General features: G+C 44.4%; 20 protein-coding genes. 13 read left to right on the top strand and 7 right to left on the bottom strand.

The window, feature by feature from the left end:
- Positions 1-31 precede the first annotated feature (31 nt).
- The 13 genes from H6G17_RS08030 to H6G17_RS07970 all read left to right on the top strand — a co-directional run bounded on the left by H6G17_RS08030 (position 32) and on the right by H6G17_RS07970 (position 15,131).
- Positions 32-991: a beta-1,6-N-acetylglucosaminyltransferase gene (locus tag H6G17_RS08030; protein WP_192155932.1), complete on the top strand. Its 960-nt coding sequence runs from the start codon at positions 32-34 to the stop codon at positions 989-991.
- A 4-nt stretch (positions 992-995) separates the two neighbouring features.
- Entirely contained in the window at positions 996-1,763 is a 768-nt protein-coding gene (locus H6G17_RS33965) for a DapH/DapD/GlmU-related protein (RefSeq protein WP_192156124.1), read from the top strand.
- A gap of 242 nt (positions 1,764-2,005) precedes the next feature.
- On the top strand, positions 2,006-3,703 hold the full coding sequence (locus H6G17_RS08020) for a GMC family oxidoreductase (RefSeq protein ID WP_192155929.1): 1,698 nt from the start codon (positions 2,006-2,008) through the stop codon (positions 3,701-3,703).
- A gap of 43 nt (positions 3,704-3,746) precedes the next feature.
- Positions 3,747-4,571: a class I SAM-dependent methyltransferase gene (locus tag H6G17_RS08015; protein ID WP_192155927.1), complete on the top strand. Its 825-nt coding sequence runs from the start codon at positions 3,747-3,749 to the stop codon at positions 4,569-4,571.
- A gap of 199 nt (positions 4,572-4,770) precedes the next feature.
- Complete coding sequence (hepA, locus tag H6G17_RS08010) at positions 4,771-6,621, top strand: heterocyst formation ABC transporter subunit HepA (RefSeq protein ID WP_192155925.1); 1,851 nt, start codon at positions 4,771-4,773, stop codon at positions 6,619-6,621.
- Positions 6,622-6,999: 378 nt separating this feature from the next.
- The gene (locus H6G17_RS08005) at positions 7,000-8,181 is read left to right on the top strand and encodes a glycosyltransferase family 1 protein (RefSeq protein ID WP_192155923.1); all 1,182 of its coding nucleotides are present in this window, start codon (positions 7,000-7,002) and stop codon (positions 8,179-8,181) included.
- A 186-nt stretch (positions 8,182-8,367) separates the two neighbouring features.
- Complete coding sequence (locus H6G17_RS33960) at positions 8,368-9,117, top strand: acyltransferase (protein WP_192155921.1); 750 nt, start codon at positions 8,368-8,370, stop codon at positions 9,115-9,117.
- Positions 9,118-9,205: 88 nt separating this feature from the next.
- Entirely contained in the window at positions 9,206-9,754 is a 549-nt protein-coding gene (rfbC, locus tag H6G17_RS07995) for a dTDP-4-dehydrorhamnose 3,5-epimerase (RefSeq protein ID WP_192155919.1), read from the top strand.
- A 2-nt stretch (positions 9,755-9,756) separates the two neighbouring features.
- Positions 9,757-11,088 (top strand): GDSL-type esterase/lipase family protein, encoded by a 1,332-nt coding sequence (locus tag H6G17_RS07990; RefSeq protein ID WP_192155917.1) that lies wholly within the window; start codon positions 9,757-9,759, stop codon positions 11,086-11,088.
- Positions 11,089-11,649: 561 nt separating this feature from the next.
- Positions 11,650-11,841, top strand: a complete 192-nt coding sequence (locus H6G17_RS07985) for a hypothetical protein (RefSeq protein ID WP_192155915.1) — start codon at positions 11,650-11,652, stop codon at positions 11,839-11,841.
- A gap of 31 nt (positions 11,842-11,872) precedes the next feature.
- Positions 11,873-13,192 (top strand): Gfo/Idh/MocA family oxidoreductase, encoded by a 1,320-nt coding sequence (locus H6G17_RS07980; RefSeq protein WP_192155913.1) that lies wholly within the window; start codon positions 11,873-11,875, stop codon positions 13,190-13,192.
- A gap of 169 nt (positions 13,193-13,361) precedes the next feature.
- The gene (locus H6G17_RS07975; RefSeq protein WP_192155911.1) at positions 13,362-14,318 is read left to right on the top strand and encodes an SDR family oxidoreductase; all 957 of its coding nucleotides are present in this window, start codon (positions 13,362-13,364) and stop codon (positions 14,316-14,318) included.
- A 501-nt stretch (positions 14,319-14,819) separates the two neighbouring features.
- Positions 14,820-15,131 carry a hypothetical protein gene (locus H6G17_RS07970; protein ID WP_192155909.1) on the top strand — a complete coding sequence of 104 codons (312 nt, stop codon included), beginning with the start codon at positions 14,820-14,822 and terminating at the stop codon, positions 15,129-15,131.
- A 99-nt stretch (positions 15,132-15,230) separates the two neighbouring features.
- Here H6G17_RS07970 and H6G17_RS07965 read toward each other — a convergent pair whose 3' ends face one another.
- From H6G17_RS07965 to plsX, 7 genes are all read right to left on the bottom strand, one after another.
- The gene (locus H6G17_RS07965) at positions 15,231-16,865 is read right to left on the bottom strand and encodes a glycosyltransferase family 39 protein (protein WP_192155907.1); all 1,635 of its coding nucleotides are present in this window, start codon (positions 16,863-16,865) and stop codon (positions 15,231-15,233) included.
- A gap of 170 nt (positions 16,866-17,035) precedes the next feature.
- Positions 17,036-18,094, bottom strand: coding sequence for an AI-2E family transporter (locus H6G17_RS07960; protein ID WP_192155905.1), 1,059 nt, complete (start codon positions 18,092-18,094; stop codon positions 17,036-17,038).
- An 80-nt stretch (positions 18,095-18,174) separates the two neighbouring features.
- A complete protein-coding gene (locus tag H6G17_RS07955; RefSeq protein WP_192155903.1) occupies positions 18,175-18,471 on the bottom strand; it encodes a DUF2288 domain-containing protein in 297 nt (98 codons plus the stop codon).
- Positions 18,472-18,640: 169 nt separating this feature from the next.
- The gene (locus H6G17_RS07950; protein WP_192155901.1) at positions 18,641-19,279 is read right to left on the bottom strand and encodes a lysophospholipid acyltransferase family protein; all 639 of its coding nucleotides are present in this window, start codon (positions 19,277-19,279) and stop codon (positions 18,641-18,643) included.
- 45 nt (positions 19,280-19,324) lie between these two features.
- Entirely contained in the window at positions 19,325-20,203 is an 879-nt protein-coding gene (gene fabD / locus H6G17_RS07945; protein WP_192155899.1) for an ACP S-malonyltransferase, read from the bottom strand.
- Positions 20,204-20,329: 126 nt separating this feature from the next.
- Positions 20,330-21,322, bottom strand: a complete 993-nt coding sequence (locus tag H6G17_RS07940; protein WP_192155897.1) for a beta-ketoacyl-ACP synthase 3 — start codon at positions 21,320-21,322, stop codon at positions 20,330-20,332.
- Between the two features lie 127 nt (positions 21,323-21,449).
- Entirely contained in the window at positions 21,450-22,466 is a 1,017-nt protein-coding gene (plsX, locus tag H6G17_RS07935) for a phosphate acyltransferase PlsX (RefSeq protein ID WP_015152785.1), read from the bottom strand.
- Positions 22,467-22,635 lie beyond the last annotated feature (169 nt).

Genomic DNA, 22,635 nt, shown 5'->3' with positions numbered 1-22,635 from the left:
GCATCGTTCATCTATTTAAACATGCAGAAAAATGAAGGTTTGCTACTTTATTCAAAGTCACAAAAACCCGCAGCAAATATCTCGTTTGATTCGGGTGATTAAAAAACAAAGTCCTAACTCTCTAGTTTTAGTCAATCATGACTTTAGCGTATCTAATTTAGCTATAAAAGATTTAGGCAATTATTCAGGTGTCGAAATTATCGAAAGAAATAAACTGGTTCAAAGAGGTAATTTCTCAATCCTAGAAATTTATTTAGATGCAATTAATTGGTTGTTCGATCGCGTTCCTGATTTTGATTGGTTGATCTGTCTTTCCGGTCAAGACTATCCTACTCAACCCATATCTAAAACTGAAAATTTTCTGGCTCAAACTGAATACGACGGCTTTATTCGCTATTACGATCCGCTAGCAGAAAAATCCGCTTGGAATGAGAAGAGCATTCAGCGATTTTTTAATCAGTACGTGCGGGTTCCAGAATCAATTAACTGGCTGTTAAGAAAGTATTCTGGAAAAATTCAACACTACACGCCGCTGATTGTAAAATGGCGATATTCTATGGTCGGACTGAAAACAAAAACTCCGTTCGGTCGAGATTTTACATGTTATCGAGGATGGTACTGGAATACCCTCTCAAGAGCCTGTGTCAAATTTTTACTCGACTATTTGAACCAACATCCCGACATTTTGAAGTATTACAAAAAAACGATCGGTCCTGAAGAATCTCTGATTCAGACCGTATTAGTTAATAGTCAGCAGTTCAATCTTTGTAATGACGACAAGCGTTATCATGACTATCCTTTAGAACTTGGTGGTTATGCTAGATTGCTAACTGTTACAGACTACCCGATCGTCACTAACGGTAATTTTCATTTTGCCAGAAAATTTGATGCCGAGATAGATAGTGAAATCTTAGACTTACTTGACACTCAAGTCTTAAATAATTCTCCACTTGCACCCGAACGTATTCAAAAGAGTAATAGTTGTGACTGAATATATGGATCGCAGTTTAACTCAAAATATCTGGACTCAAATTGGCAAAATAAGACAACCAGATAAATTACTCAGCTTTCTCGTAACTATCTGGTCGCGCTTTTGGATGAAATTTGCTGGATTAGGCTATTTTGGGCGATTTACTACTTGGCTTGCTACCTGGTTCATTCCACCCTACTACGAGCGTCGTCGTTTAGCTCAATACAACTCAAAAGGATATATTGCGCCTAGTGCCACCGTGTATCACTCCCAATTAAAACTCGGCGCTAACGTTTTTATTAGCGATCGCGTTTTAATTTTTGAGGATCGCAATAGTGGTTCAGTTCAGTTAGGCGATCGGGTGCGCCTGCATCAGGATACTTGCATTCAGACAGGGAATGGTGGCAGTTTGCAAATCGGAGACAATACATCCGTTCAGCCCCGCTGCCAGTTTTCAGCCTACAAGTCAGCGATTCAAATCGGTAGTAATGTCTTGATTGCCCCTAACTGTGCTTTCTATCCCTACGATCACGCGATTGCGCCAGATCTGCCGATCGCGAAGCAACCTTTACAGACCAAAGGAGGCATCGCGATCGAAGATGATGTCTGGTTAGGCTTTGGGGTCATCGTGCTAGATGGGGTACGCATTGGTAAGGGTGCTGTCATTGGTGCTGGTGCAGTTGTGACGCAAGACATACCGGAAGGCGCGATCGCTTTGGGCGTGCCTGCCCGTGTCGTGAAACTGCGCAGTAGTCTAGCAGAGTCAAATCTCGTACCCAGCCCCAGCAATTAAAAGATATTCAACCCTAATACTTTTCAGTAAAGACTAGATCCCCCCTAACCCCCCTTTTAAGGGGGGAACTCTTGTCCCCTTTTGAAGTGGGTTGGGGGATCGCCAAGATCTTTGGTCTTGTCCCCAAAGAACTCTTGCCCCCTTTTGAAGGGGGTTGGGGGATCGCCAAGATCTTTGGTCTGGCGACGTAAATGTATTAGGTCTTGTCTGTGTAGCCGCGAATTTGATTCGCCAAATTAATTATGTTTGTTGATGCTAGGACATTACCAGAAAACACAGTTATTGAGAGCGAAGTTTGCATCATCGGTACTGGTCCCGCTGGAACTACGCTGGCACATGAATTTCGCTCGCAGAACTTTCGCGTTTGTTTGCTCGAAAGCGGGGGAACCGAGCTGGATGAAGCCACGCAGTCTCTCTCCCAGGGCAGGATAGTTGAAGAAATTAAACAAAAGCTTGACAGGTCTCGCTGTCGTCAATTTGGTGGTACTGCTAACCGCTGGAGAGATCGCACCGGAGAAAACCACTACAGCGTCAGACTGTTGCCGCTAGACAAAATCGATTTTGAACAGCGAGATTGGTTGCCATATAGTGGCTGGTCGTTTGACAAATCTCACCTCGATCCGTTTTACGAACGCGCTCAACACCTGTGCCGACTGCGACCCTTCGCTTACCATGCGGCAGATTGGGAAGACGATCGCACTCCACGGCTACCTTTAGCTGAAGAGCGGCTTGAAACGACCATGTATCAGTTTGGACCGCGCAACGTCTTCACGCACGAACTCAAAAGTGAAATTGCGCGATCGCCAAACATTACAACTTATCTCAATGCGAATGTTGTCGAGATTGAAACTAACGATACGGCTAAAGCGATAACTCGCGTTCGAGTCGCTTGTTTGTCGGGAAATCAATTTTGGGTAGTCGCCAAAATCTTTATTCTTGCCACAGGTGGAATTGAAAATGCTCGCTTGTTGCTGCTGTCAAACAAGACTCAAAATGTTGGATTAGGCAACCAAAACGATCTAGTTGGTCGATTTTTTATGGAACATCCAATTTTTCAAATTGGCGTGTTTCGACCGAAAGATCGACAGTTATTTAATTCAACCGCACTATACGATCTCCGCTGGGCAAATAACATTTTAGTTATGGGCAAACTGAGTCTGACAGACGCAGTGATGCGCCAGCAGCAGTTATTAAACACAAGCCTAATTCTCGTCCCTAGGTCGTTAGCATATGAGTCACCCGCTGTTAAGTCATTGAAAACTTTTCTCTCATCAATACGACGGGGTAAATTACCAGAGGCGCGATCGCATTTGCAAGCAGCAATTGATGGTATAGATGAAATTAAGTCTCATATTTATAGACGCACTTTTAAAATTGAGGAAACGCCCTATACCATTAGCGAGGGCGGTTGGTCGTATTTTCAAAATGATGAAAAAAGATTTGGTGCGTTTGAAGTTTGGGCGGCTACGGAGCAAATACCGAATCCAGACATTCGAGTCACGCTAGGCGAGGAACGCGATCGCCTGGGACTCAGGAGAATACAACACATCCGCTGGCATTCGAGCGAGCTAGAAATTCAGAGCAACTTGCAGGTAGAAGAAATCCTTAGAGAAGAAATTGCTCAAGCCGATCTCGGTCAGTTTCAGTCATGGCGCGAACTGACCGGACGTACTAAACCCAAGTACTACGGTGGAATGCATCACATGGGAACAACGCGGATGCACGTCGATCCCATGCAAGGTGTGGTCGATGAAAACTGCTGTATTCATGGCATTGCTAATTTGTTCGTCGCAGGCAGTTCTGTTTTTCCTACTGGGGGTGCTGCCAATCCAACTCTGACTATTGTTGCTTTAGCAATGCGACTGGCAGATCGGATTAAACATGTGATGAAACTAGATGCGATCGCCATAGGCAACGAGCAGTTGTTGCACGTCCAGTAGCGAACAACAAATACAACTACATTTTTACAAACTAAGCAATTTCATGACGATTGCAAATAATTCAGCATATTACGAGATCGACCCACTCAGCGCATTTTCCGAGCGCGGAGTAGATTATGCCAAGTATCGACCGACTTACCCACCCAACGTCATCGATACCATTTTGAAAGAACTGGGCGAACCATCGCAGCTAGCAGCAGCAGATGTCGGAGCTGGCACAGGTATAGCCTCGCGGTTGCTAGCAGAGCGCGGTATCCACGTCTGGGCGATCGAGCCGAATACTTCAATGCGAACCGCTGCCCAAAATCATCCCTTGGTAAAATTCTGCGATGCTAGCGCCGAACAAACTCATCTCCCAAACGCATCTGTCGATCTGATTACATCCTTTCAGGCTTTTCACTGGTTTAATCCTCAGCCAACCCTAGCAGAGTTTCACCGCATTCTCAAACCATCGGGACGACTGGCGATCGTTTGGAATCAACGAGCAGCAGATGACGAATTTTCTGTAGAGTTCGATCGCCTCGTGAAAGCATCAATGAGCGAACTGCCAACGCCTCAGCCGCAAAACTCAGTCGGTCGGATCTTGATGTCAAGTTCGCATTTCGGGCGCGTCCGCCGCCATACTTTTACTTACAAGCACGAGTTAGATTTGGTGGGAACAATCGGTTACGCGCTCAGTAAATCATTTGTCCCTCAAGAGGGAGTAGCACATCGGCAACTGCTTGTGGATTTGCAGGAATTGCACGCTCGTTGGGCAGACGATCGCGGCATAGTTAGCTTTGTTTACCATACAACCCTTTATCTCGCTCAGCCGCAGCATGGCTTGAATAAACTACGTAGGCTTTTTTCTAATTGGCTTATACAGTAGGGAGCAGAGGGGCAGAGGGGCAGAGGGGGACAAGGGGGACAAGGGGGACAATTCTGGTTCCATCACCCACTAGCCACCAGTCACCAGTCACAATTGAACCCCACACCCTAAACCCTAAACTCCACACCCCATTTATCACGCATATTTGGCGATCGCTCATTCGCAATCAATATCTAGAAATCATATATCTAGAAATCACATGCATATCAAACTTCCCACGCCAGTTCGCAATTTTCTAGTAGCTACGAGCTTTTGGAAAGAATATTATTTTATCCTGCGCGAGTTCAAGCACTTTCGGCAAATTGCAATTCTGGCAGCAGTTTTCACGTTGTCAGCGGCAGTATTGGAGGGCTTTGGAGTTGGGTTTATCTTAGCTGTCTTACATAGCGTACTCAATCCCAACGCCAAACCAATTCAAACTGGGGTGGGCTGGTTTGATGTTTGGATTTTAGCGGTCAATGCTTCTGCCAGCGAGCGACTCTTCCGCTCGTCTGCTTTAGTTCTGCTCACAACTCTACTGCGGTTGGGCTTGACGTACTTAGGACGGCTTTACGTTTTTACGGCTCAGTATACTTTAGGATATCGGTTAAGCTTGCAAGTTTTCGAGCAGTTGCAAGCACTCAGCTTGAGTTTTTTCACCAAGACCCGTGCGGGAAATTTAGTTAACAGCCTGACGAGCGAAGTCAATCAAATTACGCTGGCTTTTGATGTTCTGGCTACTTTTTTCACGCGGGGTTCGACTCTCATCGCATATACGATCTCCATGTTCATGCTGTCCTGGCAGTTGACGGCAATTACAGCCATGATGTTCGGCTTGCTATCGGTGGGGATAACAAGTCTATTAGGGCAGATCCGAGAAGCGAGTTTTGCTACCACAAAGGCTCGACGCTGGTATGTTTCAGTAGCGTTGGAATTTATCAATGGAATTCGCACCGTTCAAGCTTTCGCTGCCCAAGACTTCGAGCGCAAGCGGTTTCAGGATGCAAGTCTGCAACTGTTGCAGGCTAGTACTAAATCCAGAGCTGCCCAAGCGTTAGTAGAACCTGTCTCGGAAGGGATAGCTACTTTTATCCTGTTTGGCATTTTGTTCTTAGCGTTTGCTGTTTTAATCCCAAACGGACAACTGCAACCAGCAGGTTTGTTGACATTTCTGTTTGTCTTGTTACGTCTAATGCCAATTCGCCGTCAATTAGATGGAGCCAGGGCGAAGTTCAGCAGTTTTCAGGGATCGTTCAGCAATATCAAAGAGCTGTTGCGGACTGATAACAAAACGTATTTACGCAATGGCAAACTTCAGTTTTCCAAGTTACAGCGAGCGATTGAGTTTGTGTCTGTAGATTTTGGGTACGACAAGCAACATTCAGTATTGCATAACATCAAGCTGACGATTAACTGTGGTGAAATGACGGCATTAGTTGGATCTTCTGGTGCTGGCAAAACGACATTAGCCGATTTAATTCCGCGATTTTACGACCCGACCCAAGGACAAATCTTTATTGATGGTATCGATCTGCAAAATTATGACATTAAATCGCTGCGTCGCAAGCTAGCTGTAGTCAGTCAGGATACATTTATCTTCAATGCTTCTGTGCGAGACAATATTGCCTACGCTTTAGAAGCGGTAGATGAAGACGCGGTTTGGGAAGCGGCTCGACTCGCTAATGCGCTGGAATTTATCCATAAACTACCTGAAGGCTTTGATACTCAATTGGGAGAACGGGGAGTACGATTATCTGGAGGTCAGCGCCAGCGGTTGGCGATCGCCCGTGCCTTGTTACGCGACCCAGATATTTTAATTTTAGATGAGGCGACAAGTGCTTTAGACTCCGTTTCCGAGCGACTGATTCAAGAGTCATTAGAAAAGCTATCTCAAGGGCGCACGGTGATTGCGATCGCTCACAGGCTTTCAACTATTGTTCGCGCCGATAAGGTTGTCGTGCTAGAACAAGGACGAATTCTCGAACAAGGAACTTATCAAGAGTTGTTGCAACAGCGGGGTAATCTCTGGAAGTATCACCAAATGCAACATGAAGTTAGTCAGATGAGCTAACACCAGATTTTGGTAATTGGTAATTACCCCATATGCGACTTTTTTCTTAGCCCCCTTTTGAAGGGGGTTGGGGGATCGTCAACTGCACTACTGAAGAAGAGATCCCCCCCTAACCCACGCCACTTTACTCAACGGAGGACACCTCCGCACGTAAGTGGCTCCCCTTATGAAAGGGGGGGACAAGAGAAAGTTCCACCGAAGCATTAATTGGTAATTGGTAGTTGCTCCCTCTGCTCTCTTTCCCTCATGGCGGTTGTCAATTAGATGCAATACACGTCTGTAGGGGCGCACAGCTGTGCGCCCCTACAAATGTCATCCACACAATCGAGAATTGCTATCACACCCTACACTCTATTTCAACTCAGGACTGAAACAACCGTGTCAAACAACACAAGAGCAATCAAAATTTTGCTATATGGCAAGTCTTTTCCGGTCAATTATCGTTCCAAGGTCTTGATCGATCTACTTCAGCGATCGCAATATTGTATTGCTCAATTTAATCCCGACTTTTATTGGACGAGCAACAAGTTCTTAACTCTATTTTCTTGGCTCGACTTTTTTGTTAAGGCTATCTTTGCCGATGTTATATATTTGCTGCCCAAAAATACCATTTATATCAAAAATGTTCTTTGGGTTGCTAAGCTCCTGCGCAAAAAATTGATTGTAGAAATGCATATCTCGTTATATGACAACTATGTAAAAGAATACAAAACGATTAAGGTTGACGATAAAAAAGCTAAAGCCTTTAAGGAGTTCGATATTTTAGCTCTCACTAAATCGGATTATTTGATCCATAGTGCCGATTATGAATTAGTATATTGGGAAAAACTACTCGATATTCATGTCGATCGCAGTAAGGTTTTTATTGCTCCTAACTGCAATACTTCTACTACGCTACTGCATCAAAGAAGCTTCATGCAGGATGGCGTACTTAAAATTTGCTGGTGGGGAACGTTTATTCCGCTGCACGGCATAGACAAGATTTTGCAAGCAATGCAAACTTTAAAGGAAAAAGAAGTTCAGTTTACTTGCGATTTATTTGGTGTAGACCGACCTATTTTTGCCACTTATGCTGAGAAGATTCAGCTAGCAAATCTTGAAGATTGTGTTTTTCTCAGAAAAGATCTCAACTTTGCTGATGGCTCTTTACCTAAATATTTAGTCGAGAACTGCGATCTAGCATTAGGTATCTTCGGAGATGGAGATGCAGCACGCCATGCTCTCCCAAATAAATTGAATGAAGCTCTTGCTATGAGACTTCCAATTTTAACTATGAATGCTCCTGCCTTGACCGAATTTTTTAACCCTGAGATAGACTTTTGGACGTGCGAACCTGCGGCTGAGTCAATTGTCATGTCAATTTTAAATATTATTCACGGTGTAGCTTATCCTGTGGATTGGGAACAGAGTCGTCAAAAAGTTACAAACACATTCAACGCTGTACGGTATCAAGAAGTCTTGAAACAGGTATTAAGCAAGGCTACTCCTAAGTTGTCACCAAAAGAAAATCAAAATTCTGAAAGTGGAGTATTAACAACTGGTGAGGCTGCACTTAATTAAATTAAGTGTTAAATTGTCAATGCTTCTTTGTCTGAAAATTTGTGTAGTATCTTGAAGCAAAGTTATAGAATTTTTCACAAGTTATCCCAATCCTAAACGCACTGCTAGGTAACTAAAAGTTTCAATTTAAAAAAAATTGGATGGGAATATTGGACAAATTAAAACTCAGTAGAGAGATACAGTATCATGAATTTCGTCAACGATCCGCCTTCTTCAAATTGGCTTTATAGAAAAGAAGCTTTAGTCACTAAATTACTAGAATGGATTCCATTTTCGATTTTGAAAATGCCGCTCTATCGCACTATCTTTGCGCGATTAGGTACATCTGTTCAAATTCATCGAGGCGTTCAACTTCTACGTCCTCATGGAATCGAAATTGGCAACAGAACTACGATTGAGTCTGGAGTTATCTTAAAAAACGTCGGAAAACATAGCAAAATCTGGATTGGAGATTCAGTTACCCTTGAGTCTGGCGTTCGCTTGAAAAGCTCCGCTCACAATAGCAGAATTCGGATCGGAGATGGGACATTAATTGAACGTGGAGTTGATATCAAAGTTCATCGGATGGGTACGATTGAGATTGGCGCAAATACTCATATTGGTCCCTATACCTGTTTATCTGGTAAATCTATCAGCATTGGAAAGAACTGTTTGATTGCTTCTCATGGCGGAATTTATGCTGGCAATCATAATTTTTCGGATTGTACTCGTCCCATTAGAGGACAAGGAATTATTTACAAAGAAAAGGGAATTGTCATTGAGGATGATTGCTGGCTGGGTAGTGGAGTCAGAGTTGTTGATGGAGTAACCCTTGGTAGAGGAAGTGTAATTGGAGCTGGAGCTGTGGTCACTAAAGATATTCCACCTTACTCTGTAGCAGTGGGCGTACCTGCTAAGGTAATTTCTCAACGACATGATGCTTACAACAAATTGTAGAGATAAAGCACTGCTTTAAATCTCAAGATGAGGACGGAAAGTTCGGGTTTAGTTATAGACATTCATTGCAATTTTTTTGGAGAAATTCATGAAATTTATCGAAACAAAACTCAAAGGCGCATTCATTATTGACTTAGACGAGCGAGTTGATAGCAGAGGTTTCTTTGCTCGAACTTTTTGCATGAAGGAATTTATCGACCATGGATTGAAGCCAACTGTTGCTCAGTGTAATTTGTCTTTTAACCACAAAAAAGGCACGCTCAGGGGTATGCACTATCAAACTCCCCCAGCTACAGAAACTAAGTTAGTCCGGTGTACTCAAGGTGCAATTTACGACGTAATTATCGATATGCGTCCTGATTCTCCGACATATTTGTCACATATTGGCGTAGAACTCTCGGCGGAGAACCGCAGAGCTTTATACGTACCGGATTTGTTTGCTCATGGCTATCAAACCCTCACGCCTAATGCTGAAGTCGTGTATCAAGTGAGCGAGTTTTACACTCCAGGTTACGAAAAAGGACTGCGCTACAACGATCCGGCGCTGGCGATTGAGTGGCGCTTACCTGTGAGCGAGATTTCGCCTAAAGATGCAACTTGGTCATTACTATTAGAACCCGTGAGTGTAGGAGTCTAGAGTTGAGCGCGATTAACGGTACTGAAGCTACCGAAATTTTGCGTGGCGATCGCCAAAATGACATCATCAATGGAGCTGGGGGTGACGATACTATTGATGGTGGAGCAGGTAACGATATTCTGATTGGAGGTAAGGGTAAAGATCGTCTGATTGGCGGTGACGGTATCGATACCGTAGACTACAGCCAATCCACCAGGGGGATTGTAGCCGATCTCAACCGAGGTGTTATCTTAGCGCCGATATACGGAACGTCAGGAACGCCGAGAATTATGCCCCTTGGCGATTCTAAAACCGCAGGCGGACACAGTGTCGAACCGACTCCAGGAGCCTACCGGATACAGTTGTGGCAAAATTTTGTCGCAGATGGTTTGAGCATAGATTTTGTGGGTTCGCTATCCAATGGATCTAGCAGTCTTGGCGATAAAGACCATGAGGGACATGGCGGATGGACGACTGATGAGATTTCTGCTTTACTCGACACGGGTATACTCAAAACCTATCAGCCGCACATTATACTATTGACGATTGGCACAAACGATACGGGATCGAGTTCTGTCAATGAAATGTATGGCGATCTGAGCCGCCTGATCGATCGCATTGCGCAACAGTCACCCAACACGCAGATTTTTGTTTCCTCCATTGCACCGATCGATCCAAATGGATCTAAAGGTGTAAAACCAGAAGCAGCAGAAAACGCCGAAGACTTTAACGCTCTGCTTCCCCAACTGGTTAACAACAAAGTTAGCCAAGGTAAAAAAGTTGCTTTTGTAGATGCAGAGGGTAGTTTAACCATTAACGATCTCGGGTCAGATGGCGTTCACCCCAGTTCTCAAGGCTACAAAAAAATTGGGAATAAATGGTATGACGCGCTCGTGGAGCGCGACACCATAAGCAGTGTTGAAAACGTTATTGGTACGGCTTATAGGGATAAATTATTAGGCAATGTTAGTAACAACGTCCTAGAAGGTGGTGCAAGTAGGGATATTCTAACTGGAGGTGGGGGTATAGATACCTTTATCTATCGCTCATCTCATCACGGTAGCGACACCATTACCGATTTTGGTACAGATGACTTTTTTCAATTCTCTGCTGCTAATTTTGGTGGTGGCTTAATTGCAGGTACGCCTTTGAGCTTGACAGAAGCAGCAACAGGTGTTTTTGTCAGCAGCGATAATCCCCTCGCTCTGGGTACAAGCGCCAACTTTCTCTACAATACTGCCACGGGCATCCTGAGTTTTGACCAAGATGGAGTTGGGATTGATGCAGCTATTACCATAGCCAGACTCAGGAGCTTACCTAGTTTGAATTGGCAGCAAATCCAAATTATTGCTTAATTTCGGTAAAACTAAAGCATAACGTGCGGAAAAATCTCAGTATGGGTAGGGTGTGTTACGCGCTTGCGTAACGCACCAAAAACCGAGAGTGATGCGTTAGCCTTTGGCGTAACGCATCCTACGTAGATTTCAAAAATTAAATATGAGTCCTAATTCAACTCAAATTAGTATAGTGGCGTAGTTGAGGCGATCGCCAAGTGAAACCCTTGCAGGAGTGGCATTTTGTCCCTCCTTGGGATTTTTCAACTACGCCGGAGCAGATCCCCCCAACCCCCCTTCACAAGGGGGGCTACATACTAGATTCTGTTGCCAGGAATTCGCCTACGCCGGAGCAGATCCCCCCAACCCCCCTTCACAAGGGGGGCTACATACTAGATTCTGTTGCCAGGAAAATGTAATTGGTATTAGAAGAGGAGCATTTGTTCCCCCTTGACAAGGGGGGCTAGGGGGGATCGAGATTTTAAATTTCAAATGCGTAACTTCTGCCTACCCTCAACGATACCAGAGGATTGAAGTTGTACTGTCTCGGAACAATAAACCAAAAACCACTTTCAATCCATATTGTTATGTGCGGCAAGATACCTATTACTGACAACTGCTGCAAGGGCGGGTTTGGAACAAAGATTTACTGCTGTGGGTATGAGTCTTTCGCTCAACCCACCCGTACCAGTAGGGGCGGGTTTTGACCGAAGACTAACTATCTCAGTCGTTCATCGATTGGCTAAACCCGCCCCTACAACAACTGATAACTGATAACTGATAACTGACTCAAGGAACATACATCATGATCATTGTCGATCGCGCTTTACAAGCAAGAGCAGAAGCAGGCAACCCCGTTCGCGTGGGGATGATTGGTGCTGGCTTTATGGGACGCGGTATTGCCAACCAAATTATTAATTCCGTCCCAGGTATGGAACTGGTGGCGATTTTTAACCGCGATGTCGATAAAGCTATCCGTGCTTATCGGGAAGCGGGAATAGAAGACGCAAAAGCCGTCCAGACTGTATCTGGCTTAGAAGCAGCGATCGCCGCCGGACAGTATGCCGTCACAGATGACGCAATGCTGTTGTGTCAAGCTACGGGCATTGATGCTTTGATTGAAGTCACGGGCGCGGTAGAATTTGGGGCGCATGTCGTTATGAAGGCGATCGCCCACCGCAAGCATGTCATTATGATGAATGCGGAACTCGACGGGACGATCGGTCCTATCCTCAAAATCTATGCCGATCGCGCTGGGGTTATCCTCTCTGCTTGCGATGGCGACCAACCAGGCGTGCAGATGAATCTCTACCGTTTTGTCAAGAGTATCGGTTTAACTCCGCTCGTCTGCGGCAATATTAAAGGACTACAAGATCCTTACCGCAATCCTACCACCCAAGCAGGCTTTGCGCAGCGTTGGGGACAAAACCCTTGTATGGTAACGAGTTTTGCTGATGGAACCAAGATTTCTTTCGAGCAGGCGATCGTGGCTAACGCGACAGGTATGCAAGTTGCCCAGCGCGGCATGTTGGGCTACTATCACGACGGTCATGTAGACGAAATGACCAATAAATACGATCTCGACCAATTAAAAGCATTAGGTGGGATCGTCGATTATGCCGTTGGCGCTAAACCAGGTCCAGGGGTATATGTCTTTGGAACCCACAACGACCCGAAACAGAGACACTATCTCAATCTCTACAAGTTGGGTGAAGGTCCTCTCTACAGTTTTTACACTCCCTACCATCTCTGCCACTTTGAAGTTCCCTTGTCAGTAGCGCGGGCGGTTTTATGTCAAGATCCTGTCATGACTCCGATTGCTGGTGCTGTAGTCGAAGTCGTCACCACTGCCAAGATCGACCTCAAAGCTGGAGAAACTCTCGATGGCATTGGCGAGTACATGACTTACGGACAATGCGAAAATGCCGATGTGGTGCGATCGCAAAATCTTTTACCGATGGGTTTGGCTGTTGGTTGTCGCTTGAAGCGAGATCTGCCAAAAGATAAAGTTCTCACTTACGACGATGTAGAACTCCCCACAGGTAGACTTTGCGACCAATTACGGGCAGAACAAGAAGCGTATTTCGGCATTCAGCCAACTGCAAAATCTCCTGTAGCAGTGTAAAGGAGAATTCGGAATTCGGAATTCGGAATTCGGAATTAGTTGTGATTTGCGACTACGACTGTACGGGCGGGTTTTGACCGCAGAAAAACTGCCTGAGTTGTCTATCTATTTGTTGAACCCGCCCCTACGACAACTGATAACTGATATTCAAGGGTGCTATCGGAAAATAATGAAAATTCTCGTTACCGATCCTGAAGGATATGTAGGTTCCCTTGTTGTTGCCTGCTTCATACAACAAGGTCATGAGGTGATTAGCGTCAGTCAAGCGAACGGTGGCGCTGCCTTATCTTTGATTGAGCTGGCAGTAACCGACTTGCAAAATTTTGACGCAGTTATACATACGGGAGAAATCTGCGGGAATCCAGCCTTGCATCCGCAAATCGCCTGTAACATCCACTACAGAGATGCTATGCACTTGGCAAACTTAGCCAAAGCTGCTGGAGTCAGTCGCTTTATTTATTTGTCGTCCTGTAGCGTTTATGGTGCGGGTGAGGAAGAATATGTCACGGAAGAATCTCTCGTTCGTCCTCAAACTCCTTCTGCTACTTGTAAAGCTGCGATTGAAAGCAATCTATTGACGATCGCCTCGGCAGAATTCTCGCCGACAATTCTCCGTCCGGCAATTGCTTTTGGTGCTTCTCCCCGCATTCGCTTTGATGTCGTTCTCAACAATATGGCAGGATTAGCTTGGACGGCTAACAAGATTAATATTCCTGGCAAGGGTCTATCGTGGTGTCCTGTCGTCCACGTTCTAGATATCTGCCAAATTATCAATTGCATTCTCCAAGCACCGCGTCCTCTCGTTCATCTACAAATTTTTAATGTTGGTGATACAAATCATAACTATCAACTGATAGAAATTGCTGCTATGGTAGCAGAAGTTTTTCAAGTTGAGAATTTTAGCTTTGGGCATCATGGTTTTGGCGATCGCGGTCTATTTATGACTTTTGACAAGATTCATCAGTTTTTCCCTGATTTTCAATGTGGCTGGAATCCTCAGCAAGGTGCGGAACAATTATTAAATTTCTTTACTCTTACCGATTCGATCCAAAGTCATTTTACATTGACGCGATCGCCTCTCCGTCAGTCAGAAAACTATCCTTTCCATACTGCGTCAATCGCCTAGAGCAATGAGAGTTTTTGTGAGGGAGCAGCAAGTATTTCAATCTTTCTGCTCTCTTACAGTTAATTGTTGAGTTCAAATATGTCAATTTTCAGCGATCTTTCTAAAAATTTTAGATTTTCCGTAATTTCACCCGATTACAAATATAGATAATTTCACCTATCGGCAAATTTGCGGTTGCTGCCAAATCATAAAATAGTTAATTTGAAGTTAATTTGAGTCGATCGCAACTTCATATGTCATAAACTGTTCGCAAGGAGAGTTATCGCTCGATTGTTGTTAGTAATAATAAAAACAATATAAAAAGCCGATGACGTGTATTCAATAACGCGATTGCTAGCGATTTTCAAGTTATCTCAGATTGCTAAATCTAACGTCTCATTTAAGCTGAAAAGCCCTGATGAGAAATATATTAGCAATTAGCAAATGACGCATGACCGTCAAAATAGCAAATTTCAAGAACTATTTGTGACCGCTGTTTAACCTCAAACCGTGGAATTTGGCATGAACACTATCATTGCAGCATCAATTTGCATTTTCTTAGCTGGCAGTTGCTACTTTTTGATGAATTGGATGACCTTCTTTCATCGCCAGCCCAATCCTTCAGTGGAAGATAGATTTTTAGCTTTTACAATTTTAATTGTAGCAACTATTTTCTGGGTTTTGCTAATTCCTATTTACTGCTTTAGGCTTTTTACAAACTTTCTTTTCAACATGCCAAAAGCTACAAAGCAACCGACAATCAATACAGCAAAACTAACAACTGGCTATTCGGAAGTTTTGAGGACAGATTACAAGGTTAAAAGTCAAATTTAGGGGCTAAATTTTTTAAGTCAAGAAGGGCTGTAACTATCGCGTTTCTTATGCAGGTAAAATACATTTGTAGGGGGCGCACGGCTGTGCGTCCCCTACAGTTCATTGCACAGATTTTAATGACCAAATAACATTAGAATGTTCGACATTTATTGGCTCTATTAGATAATTTTGCTCTGTTTTAAGCCGAGCTATCAGCGCTAAAAACTCCCTTGTAAAGCTAGATTTAAAGTCTGTCAAACCGCAGGGATTATATAAAAATACATTACTAAATTGCTCTGCATTGATTTCAATATTTTTTTGATTGACTAGTAAAAGCTTAACGTTTGGATTTAGAAAATGGCTAAAAGAAAATAAATAAGTAGCGTTACAATCGTACAGAGATTGATAATTACTGACAACTAATAGCGGACGAGTAGCCTGATTGATAATTCGAGCAATTTCAAGATCGTTTTGATTTTTACCTTTATTCCATGCAGTTTCTGAGTAAGCAATTTTAGTAGAAGAAAATATACCACCTGTGAAAACAGCGATCGCTATCCATAACCAAATTTTTCTTTGCCATTGAGGAAAATGAGGGGAAACAATTTTAGTAGTAAAAAGATAAGCAACAGCAATTTGAATGCTGAGATAGCAGGGAATTAAAAATCGAGCTTGTAGCGTTCTTTGTCCCTGAGTGATAAAGTCTGGAATTGCCAAACATAAGGCTGTACCTCCAAATAGAGTGAAGAGAAACAACCAAACTTTACGTTCGGAAAACCGATAGGTGAAATAGGCTGCATATCCGACTAAAATCAGAGTCAATGGCAAGATTAAAAAGTCTAAATTAGTAGCATTGAAAAACATTAGTCTTATCGTATTTCCCCACGAAAAGACTAGCTGACAAGCAGATATTTTAGCTGCTGATATCCAGTTCGTTGAATCTCTCAATCTACCATAGTTACGAATGGCGATCGCCAGCCAAGGGGTGAAGAGCGCTAATGCTATACTTGTAGCCAATAAATAAGCTCGAACTATTTTTGTCCAGCGCCACCTTCGACTCGAATTTTCACTTACAAATAGATAAATTCCGTGCGCGATCGCCACAAAAGCAGAAAATAAAAAAGTATATAGAGCAGATGCGAGTGCGATCGCATAAATTCCCCAATTCAGCCGACTGTAGCAGCGCTTGGCTTGTAATAAAGCAGCACTAGAAAGTAAAATTGTCACAGTCCATAAACTATACTGTCGCGCTTCTTGAGCGTAGAGGACGTGAAACGGAGAAATAGCCACTAGAGCGATCGCCATCCATCCCGTTAAGGGCGATAATGGAAATAATTCTCGGCACAGCCAATAGATGCAAGGAAATACAAGTAAGCTAGTAACAGCCGACAAACTGCGGATAGCTGTCACCGAATTACCAAACCATTGCATCCACTGACGCAACATCAAATAATAAAGTGGTGGATGCTGCGGATCTTCTATTGCTAACGATTCGATCGTATCTAGCCAATTGCGGTTGTGGTTTGGACTTAAATATTGCCGAAATTCGCTAACATCAATTATTTTCCCGTTAAAAGTCTGCTGTACGACTTCTCGAATGATATAACCACCAACTCTTAAAGAAGTAAAGCCTTCATCAAACCAGTAAACTTTGCGATCGAGGTTAATTAAGCGAAAAAATATACCTACAATTAAAATAGCTACGAGAAATTTCTGCAACCAAGTGCAATTTTTGCTAGTGAGGGAACGATGCATTTAAAAAGCGTTATCTATTAGATTTTCATCTAAAGACGTATGGTTTCATGGTGTCACATCCCCTAGTTTAAAAATCTTTATGTTACTGGTAACGTGGGTAATGTTCACAATAATGATATCTTTAGGTTGGCATTGCCCACTCTACGATAAAAACTCGTCACAAATGACATTTAAGTCACTTCTGCTTTCATTTCGTCAATTTCAAACAAACTGACAATCACGCTAGCAATCGGAATAGCTAGAAAAACACCTAATAATCCTGCTACTCTTGCTCCTACTAATAAAGCAAAAAAGATTACGACTGGATTAACGTTTAAAGAACCTTGCATCACTCTAGGAGAAATTAAATTATCTTGAATCTGCTGCAAAATAATACAAGCAGCTAATACTTTTAATGCCAGCCAGACATTTTGAGATAAAACAATTAGAAAAATAATTCCAACTCCTAAAGTTGCTCCAATCCCAGGAATTGCATCAAACACCCCCACAATTGCTGCTAAAACTAAAGGGAAGGGTACGTTTAATAATAAGAAAACTATAAAGCTAGAAGTCGTTAAGAATAACATTAAAATGAGTTGACCTTGTACGAACCCAGAAAATTTCCGCTTCACAATAAGTTCAAATCTTGCCCTTCGATTTTTCGGTACAGACTTTAAGATTAGGCTCCAAAGCCGTTGACCGTCGAGCAGCATAAAAAAGGAAACTACAGCAATTAAAATTAAATTGAGAAAATTAGTAAAAAATATTTGAATAGTAGAAAAACTATAAGTTAAACCCACACTCAGTCCTGAGAGAATTTGATTTTGTAACTGTTGTTGAATCGCATTTAAATCTACTAAAATATTTCGATTACGTAAAAAGACCTCTAGGTTTTCTACTAATGGAATTAAAGAGTTCAAAAAAGCTGTAATACTATTAATTAGCTGTTGTGCTTGAGATACTAGCGATAAACCAACAGTAATTGTGAGTGCAATAATTAATACTAAACTCACTAGAAAAACTATAGCAACTGCTACATAACGAGGCAAGTATTTTTGCAACCACTGTACGGGATAGCTGAGTAAAAACGCTAAGATCGCAGCAAATGAGAAAATTGCAATAACATCCTCGAAATATTTCAGCAGCAAGATAGAAGCCCATCCAGAAAGAAAGAGTAGCAAGAAACGCACCAACACCAAATTATTTAAGCGTTCCCAAAAATTCGGTGGTTCCTGCATATCTGGCTTCATAAATACGATCGCTACTTGCTTAACATAGATTTCCAGCTAGGAATACAGCATACGGTAGCTGCTGGAAATAATCACCTACCTCAAGCAGCAGATAGCTCTTGTACGAGAACGTATGGCTGGACGATCAGAGTATTGAACTGCTTAGCGCGATCGCTATTCCAATCAGAAAGTTGATGAGTAGAAGGCTTAGCAATCAATGCTTCACCAATCCAATGTTGTACCGCAGTTACGTTATTATTGGCGATCGCCACTCCAACATCAAGAATATCGAGTTGTGGTGCAACAACTACCAATGCATCTCGCATCGCATGAGGAATTAACCACTCCCACTCAGCTCTATCTAAACTTTCTGCCAGTTCTGTTCTTAAATCTTCCATCAATCTGAGGTTATGACAATATTTTTACAGTTTATCGTTTAATAGGGAGCAGGGAGCTGGGGAGAAGAGAGAGTCGCGGAGCTGAGGGAGCTGAGGGAGCAACTACCAATTACCCATTACCCATTACCAACTACCAACACCCCACATCCTGTTCGCTGATAACTAATAACTATCTTCCCATTTCGTGCAAATTTGTAATGGCGGCGGCGCACTGTTGCGTGACGGCTTGTAACTCTTCCTTGTCAGTGGAAGTAGGAGGAGGAATAACTTCGCCAATTCTCACGGTGATGGGAACGGAACGGGGAACGGCAGAACCTTTAATTAGAATTTTTTCGGTTCCCCACAGACTGACGGGTAAGAGTGGCGCTTGAGCTTTGGCAGCGAGTAATGCGGCTCCGCGTTTGGGATCGGTAATGCGTCCGTCAGGCGTGCGCTTTCCCTCTAAATACACGCCTATCGCCCAGCCTGCTTCTAAACATTTTAGTGCGGCACGAATAGCCTTGCGATCGCCCGCCCCGCGACTGACGGGATAAGCACCGTACAACTCAATTGCTTGCTTCAAAACCGGAACGTCAAACAACTCTTCTTTTGCCATGTAAGCCACTGGTCGCCTGACACAAGCCGAGAGCAGTGGCGGATCGAAATAACTGGCATGATTGCTCACTACCACCAACGATCCCTTTTGAGGAACATTTTCCGCACCAAAAATGCGTCCCCGAAAATAAGCGTGCAGCATCGGACTGACTACCGAATATTTAAAGAGGTAATACAGCAGCAGACTGGCAAATGGTTCGCGTTCTCTTGGCATTATCGTGAATTGAAAGTTGGTGTAGAGACGTTACATGTAACGTCTCTACACCAGTGTTTCCTTACCACTAATATTTTCTAAGCTAATGTCGGGGCAGGTACGTTTGATTAACCCGGTCAGGACGTTACCTGAACCAATTTCTACTACCTGTTGCACGCCTGCTTCTACAAAGCGTTGAACTGTCTCGCGCCAACGAACGCCACCTGTCATTTGGTGCGTCAGGCGATCTTTCAAAATCGCTGCATCTACAGTTGGCACTGGTTCCACATTCGATAAAACTGGAATTGTTGCCGTGTTAAAGGTTATGGTTTCTAATACTTGTTGAAACTCGCTAGCTGCTGCTGCCATAAATGGCGAGTGAAAAGCTCCCGATACTTTTAAAGGCATAGCCCGTTTCGTTTTGATGTTCGCAATCAACTCTTGCACGGCGGTGGGAGTGCCAGAAATTACGACCTGAGCTGGGCTATTATCATTTGCCAGGACAACATCGGACATTTGTTGCAGTTGAGTTTCTAGCTGGGTGCGATCGAAACCAATTAAAGCCGCCATCATCCCACCAGAAACGCCGTCCATCAGTTCAGCACGACGTTTAATCAGACGTAATCCCGAAGACCAATCAAATACGCCAGCAACGTAGAGAGCAGCATATTCTCCTAAGCTATGACCTGCTACTAAGTCTGGTTGTCGTCCTTGTTGTCGTAACAAGTCGGCAAGAATAGATTCTACAACATACATACAAGGCTGGGTATAGAGCGTGCGCGACAGGCTATCATCTTCACTCTGGCAAATTTCAATAACAGACCAACCTAAAATTTCTTCTGCCTGGGCAAACTTATCTTTGGCATAATCGATTTCTAACAAATCCATCCCCATGCCAGTTGCTTGCGAACCTTGCCCTGGAAATACCCATGCTGTTTTAGTCATTTGTTGGTAATTGGTAATTGGTAATGGGTAATTGCTCCCCTGCTCCCTCTGCCCCTTTGCTCCCTCTGCCCCTCTGCTCTCTTCTCCCCCTGCTCCCTACTCCCTACTCCCTACTCCCTGATTCACCTATTTCCACTGAAAAATGGCAGCTCCCCAGGTTAAGCCTGCGCCAAAGCCAGAGGCGGCGATGATGTGGTTGGGTTGCACTTGTCCTTGGCGGACTGCTTCGTCGAGTGCGAGGGGAATGGAGGCGGCGGAGGTGTTGCCGTAATGGGCGAGATTGCTAATAACTTTATGGGCGGGAATTTTCAAGCGATCGGCTACAGCATCGAGAATGCGCTGGTTGGCTTGATGTAGGAGCAACCAATCGATGTTGTCAACAGTGAGATTGGCGCGAAACAGGGCTTTGTCAATGACTTCTGGAACTCTCTGCACGGCAAAACGATAGACTTCTTTACCGTTCATGGTGATGGGTTGATAAGTTCCTTGAGTCACTTCCACCCCATCCATGAGTTGTTTCGGTTTGCCCTGATAGCTGAGGTTGAGACAGTGGTTTTCCGTACCGTCGCTTTTGAGTTCAAATCCGAGTAGGCGATCGCGTTTGTCTGCTTGCATCACGACAGCTCCCGCACCATCGCCAAATAGGACGCAGGTGCGCCGATCTTCCCAGTCTACCCAACGAGATAGCACATCTGCCCCAATCAGCAAAACGTTCTGATAAACTCCCGTGCGGATGTATTGGGCAGCAGTAACCATACCAAACACGAATCCAGAACAAGCTGCGGTCAGATCGAAAGCTACGGCATTACTCGCGCCCAGCCGTGCTTGGACTTGACACGCGCTGCCAAACAGATCGTCGGCGCTGGACGTTGCTAACAGGATCAGATCGATCTCGGCTGGCGTAATGCCTGCCATCGCGATCGCCTCTCGTCCAGCAGCAGCGGCGATCGAGCTTAAAGACTCCGCTGCCGTGGCTAGCCGCCTGCTACCAATGCCCGTACGACTTCTAATCCACTCATCGGATGTGTCTACCAGTTGACTGAGACTCTGGTTATCTAACACGGTTGCTGGTGTGGCGGAACCGCTACCTGTAATAATTACGCCTGATTGTTGTACCATGCTTCTCCCAAGTTAAGGGGCGAGGATTGAGGGATGAGGGGTGAGGGAAAATGTTTAAATTTTGCCCCCCGACTCCTGTACGGGCGGGTTTCCAAACTCGCCCCTACCGACTCCCGACTCCCTCTCTTCACTCTTCCGCGATCGCTACTGAGCCTTGAATCCGCTCTAGCACTTCGTTATCTACTGCTTCTCTTGCCAAACGAATGGCATTAAAAATCGACGGCGCTTGAGAGCTACCGTGGCTGATGATGCAGATCCCTGCGACACCCAAAAGCAATCCGCCTCCATGTTCGGCATGATCTACCCGCTGCTTGATCCGTTTCAGGTTTGGTCGCAACAGCGATACGCCTAACTGACCGTGCAATCCTTGGGGTAATTCTTCGCGCAGGATTTGCAGCAACACTTCTCCCACTGCTTCGGCAAATTTCAACAGCACGTTACCAGCAAAGCCATCGCACACGATTACATCAAAATCACCCGAGAGAATATCTCGCCCTTCGGCATTTCCGACAAATGGAACTTTAGGGTTAGCTTGGAGCAGTTGGTAAGCTTGAAGCGCAAGATCGTTCCCTTTGGATTCTTCCTCGCCAATATTTAGTAAACCGACTTTAGGTTCGGGAATACCTAGAACGTATTTGCTGTACACCGTCCCCATAACCGCAAATTGTTCTAAGAACTTGGGGCGACAATCGACGTTTGCACCCACATCTAGGATCAAAACTTGCTTGCTAGCAACGATTGTGGGAAACACGGCTCCAATCGCTGGGCGATCGATTCCTGATAGTCTTCCCAAACGTAATAATGCCGATGCCATCGCTGCACCGGAGTGTCCGGCTGAGACTACGGCATCTGCCTGCTGTTGTTTGACCAAATTCATTGCTACGTTAATCGAAGCTTTGGGCTTGCGCCTAATGCCACTCAGAGGCTCCTCGTGCATTTCTATCGTCCCTTGGGCAGGGACGATTTCCAACTGACCGAGATTAGTATTAGCGGGCAAGACGGCTTCAATAGAGTGGCGATCGCCCACCAGTATGACCTCTACGCCTAATTCGTCCCTTGCTCGCAGAGCACCAGCAACAATTTCGGCGGGTGCATGGTCTCCCCCCATAGCGTCTATTGCGATTCGTGCGCGAGTCTTTCCCATTGATGACAGTTCCAGAAACCTTAAAGATCTTATCAGTTATCAGTTATCAGTTATCAGTTATCAGAAGAAAGGAGTCAGGAGTCAGGAGCCAGGAGTCAGAAAAATTATTTAAATACTCCGCGATGCTCCCTCAGCTCACTTACAGTCTCCTTGTCTCTGCTCAAAGGGA

It is taken from the genome of Chroococcidiopsis sp. [FACHB-1243], from assembly GCF_014696895.1.
Lineage (GTDB): Bacteria > Cyanobacteriota > Cyanobacteriia > Cyanobacteriales > Chroococcidiopsidaceae > Chroococcidiopsis.
The sequence above is the reverse complement of the archived record's forward strand: the minus strand, read 5'-3'. Positions and strand labels throughout refer to the sequence as shown.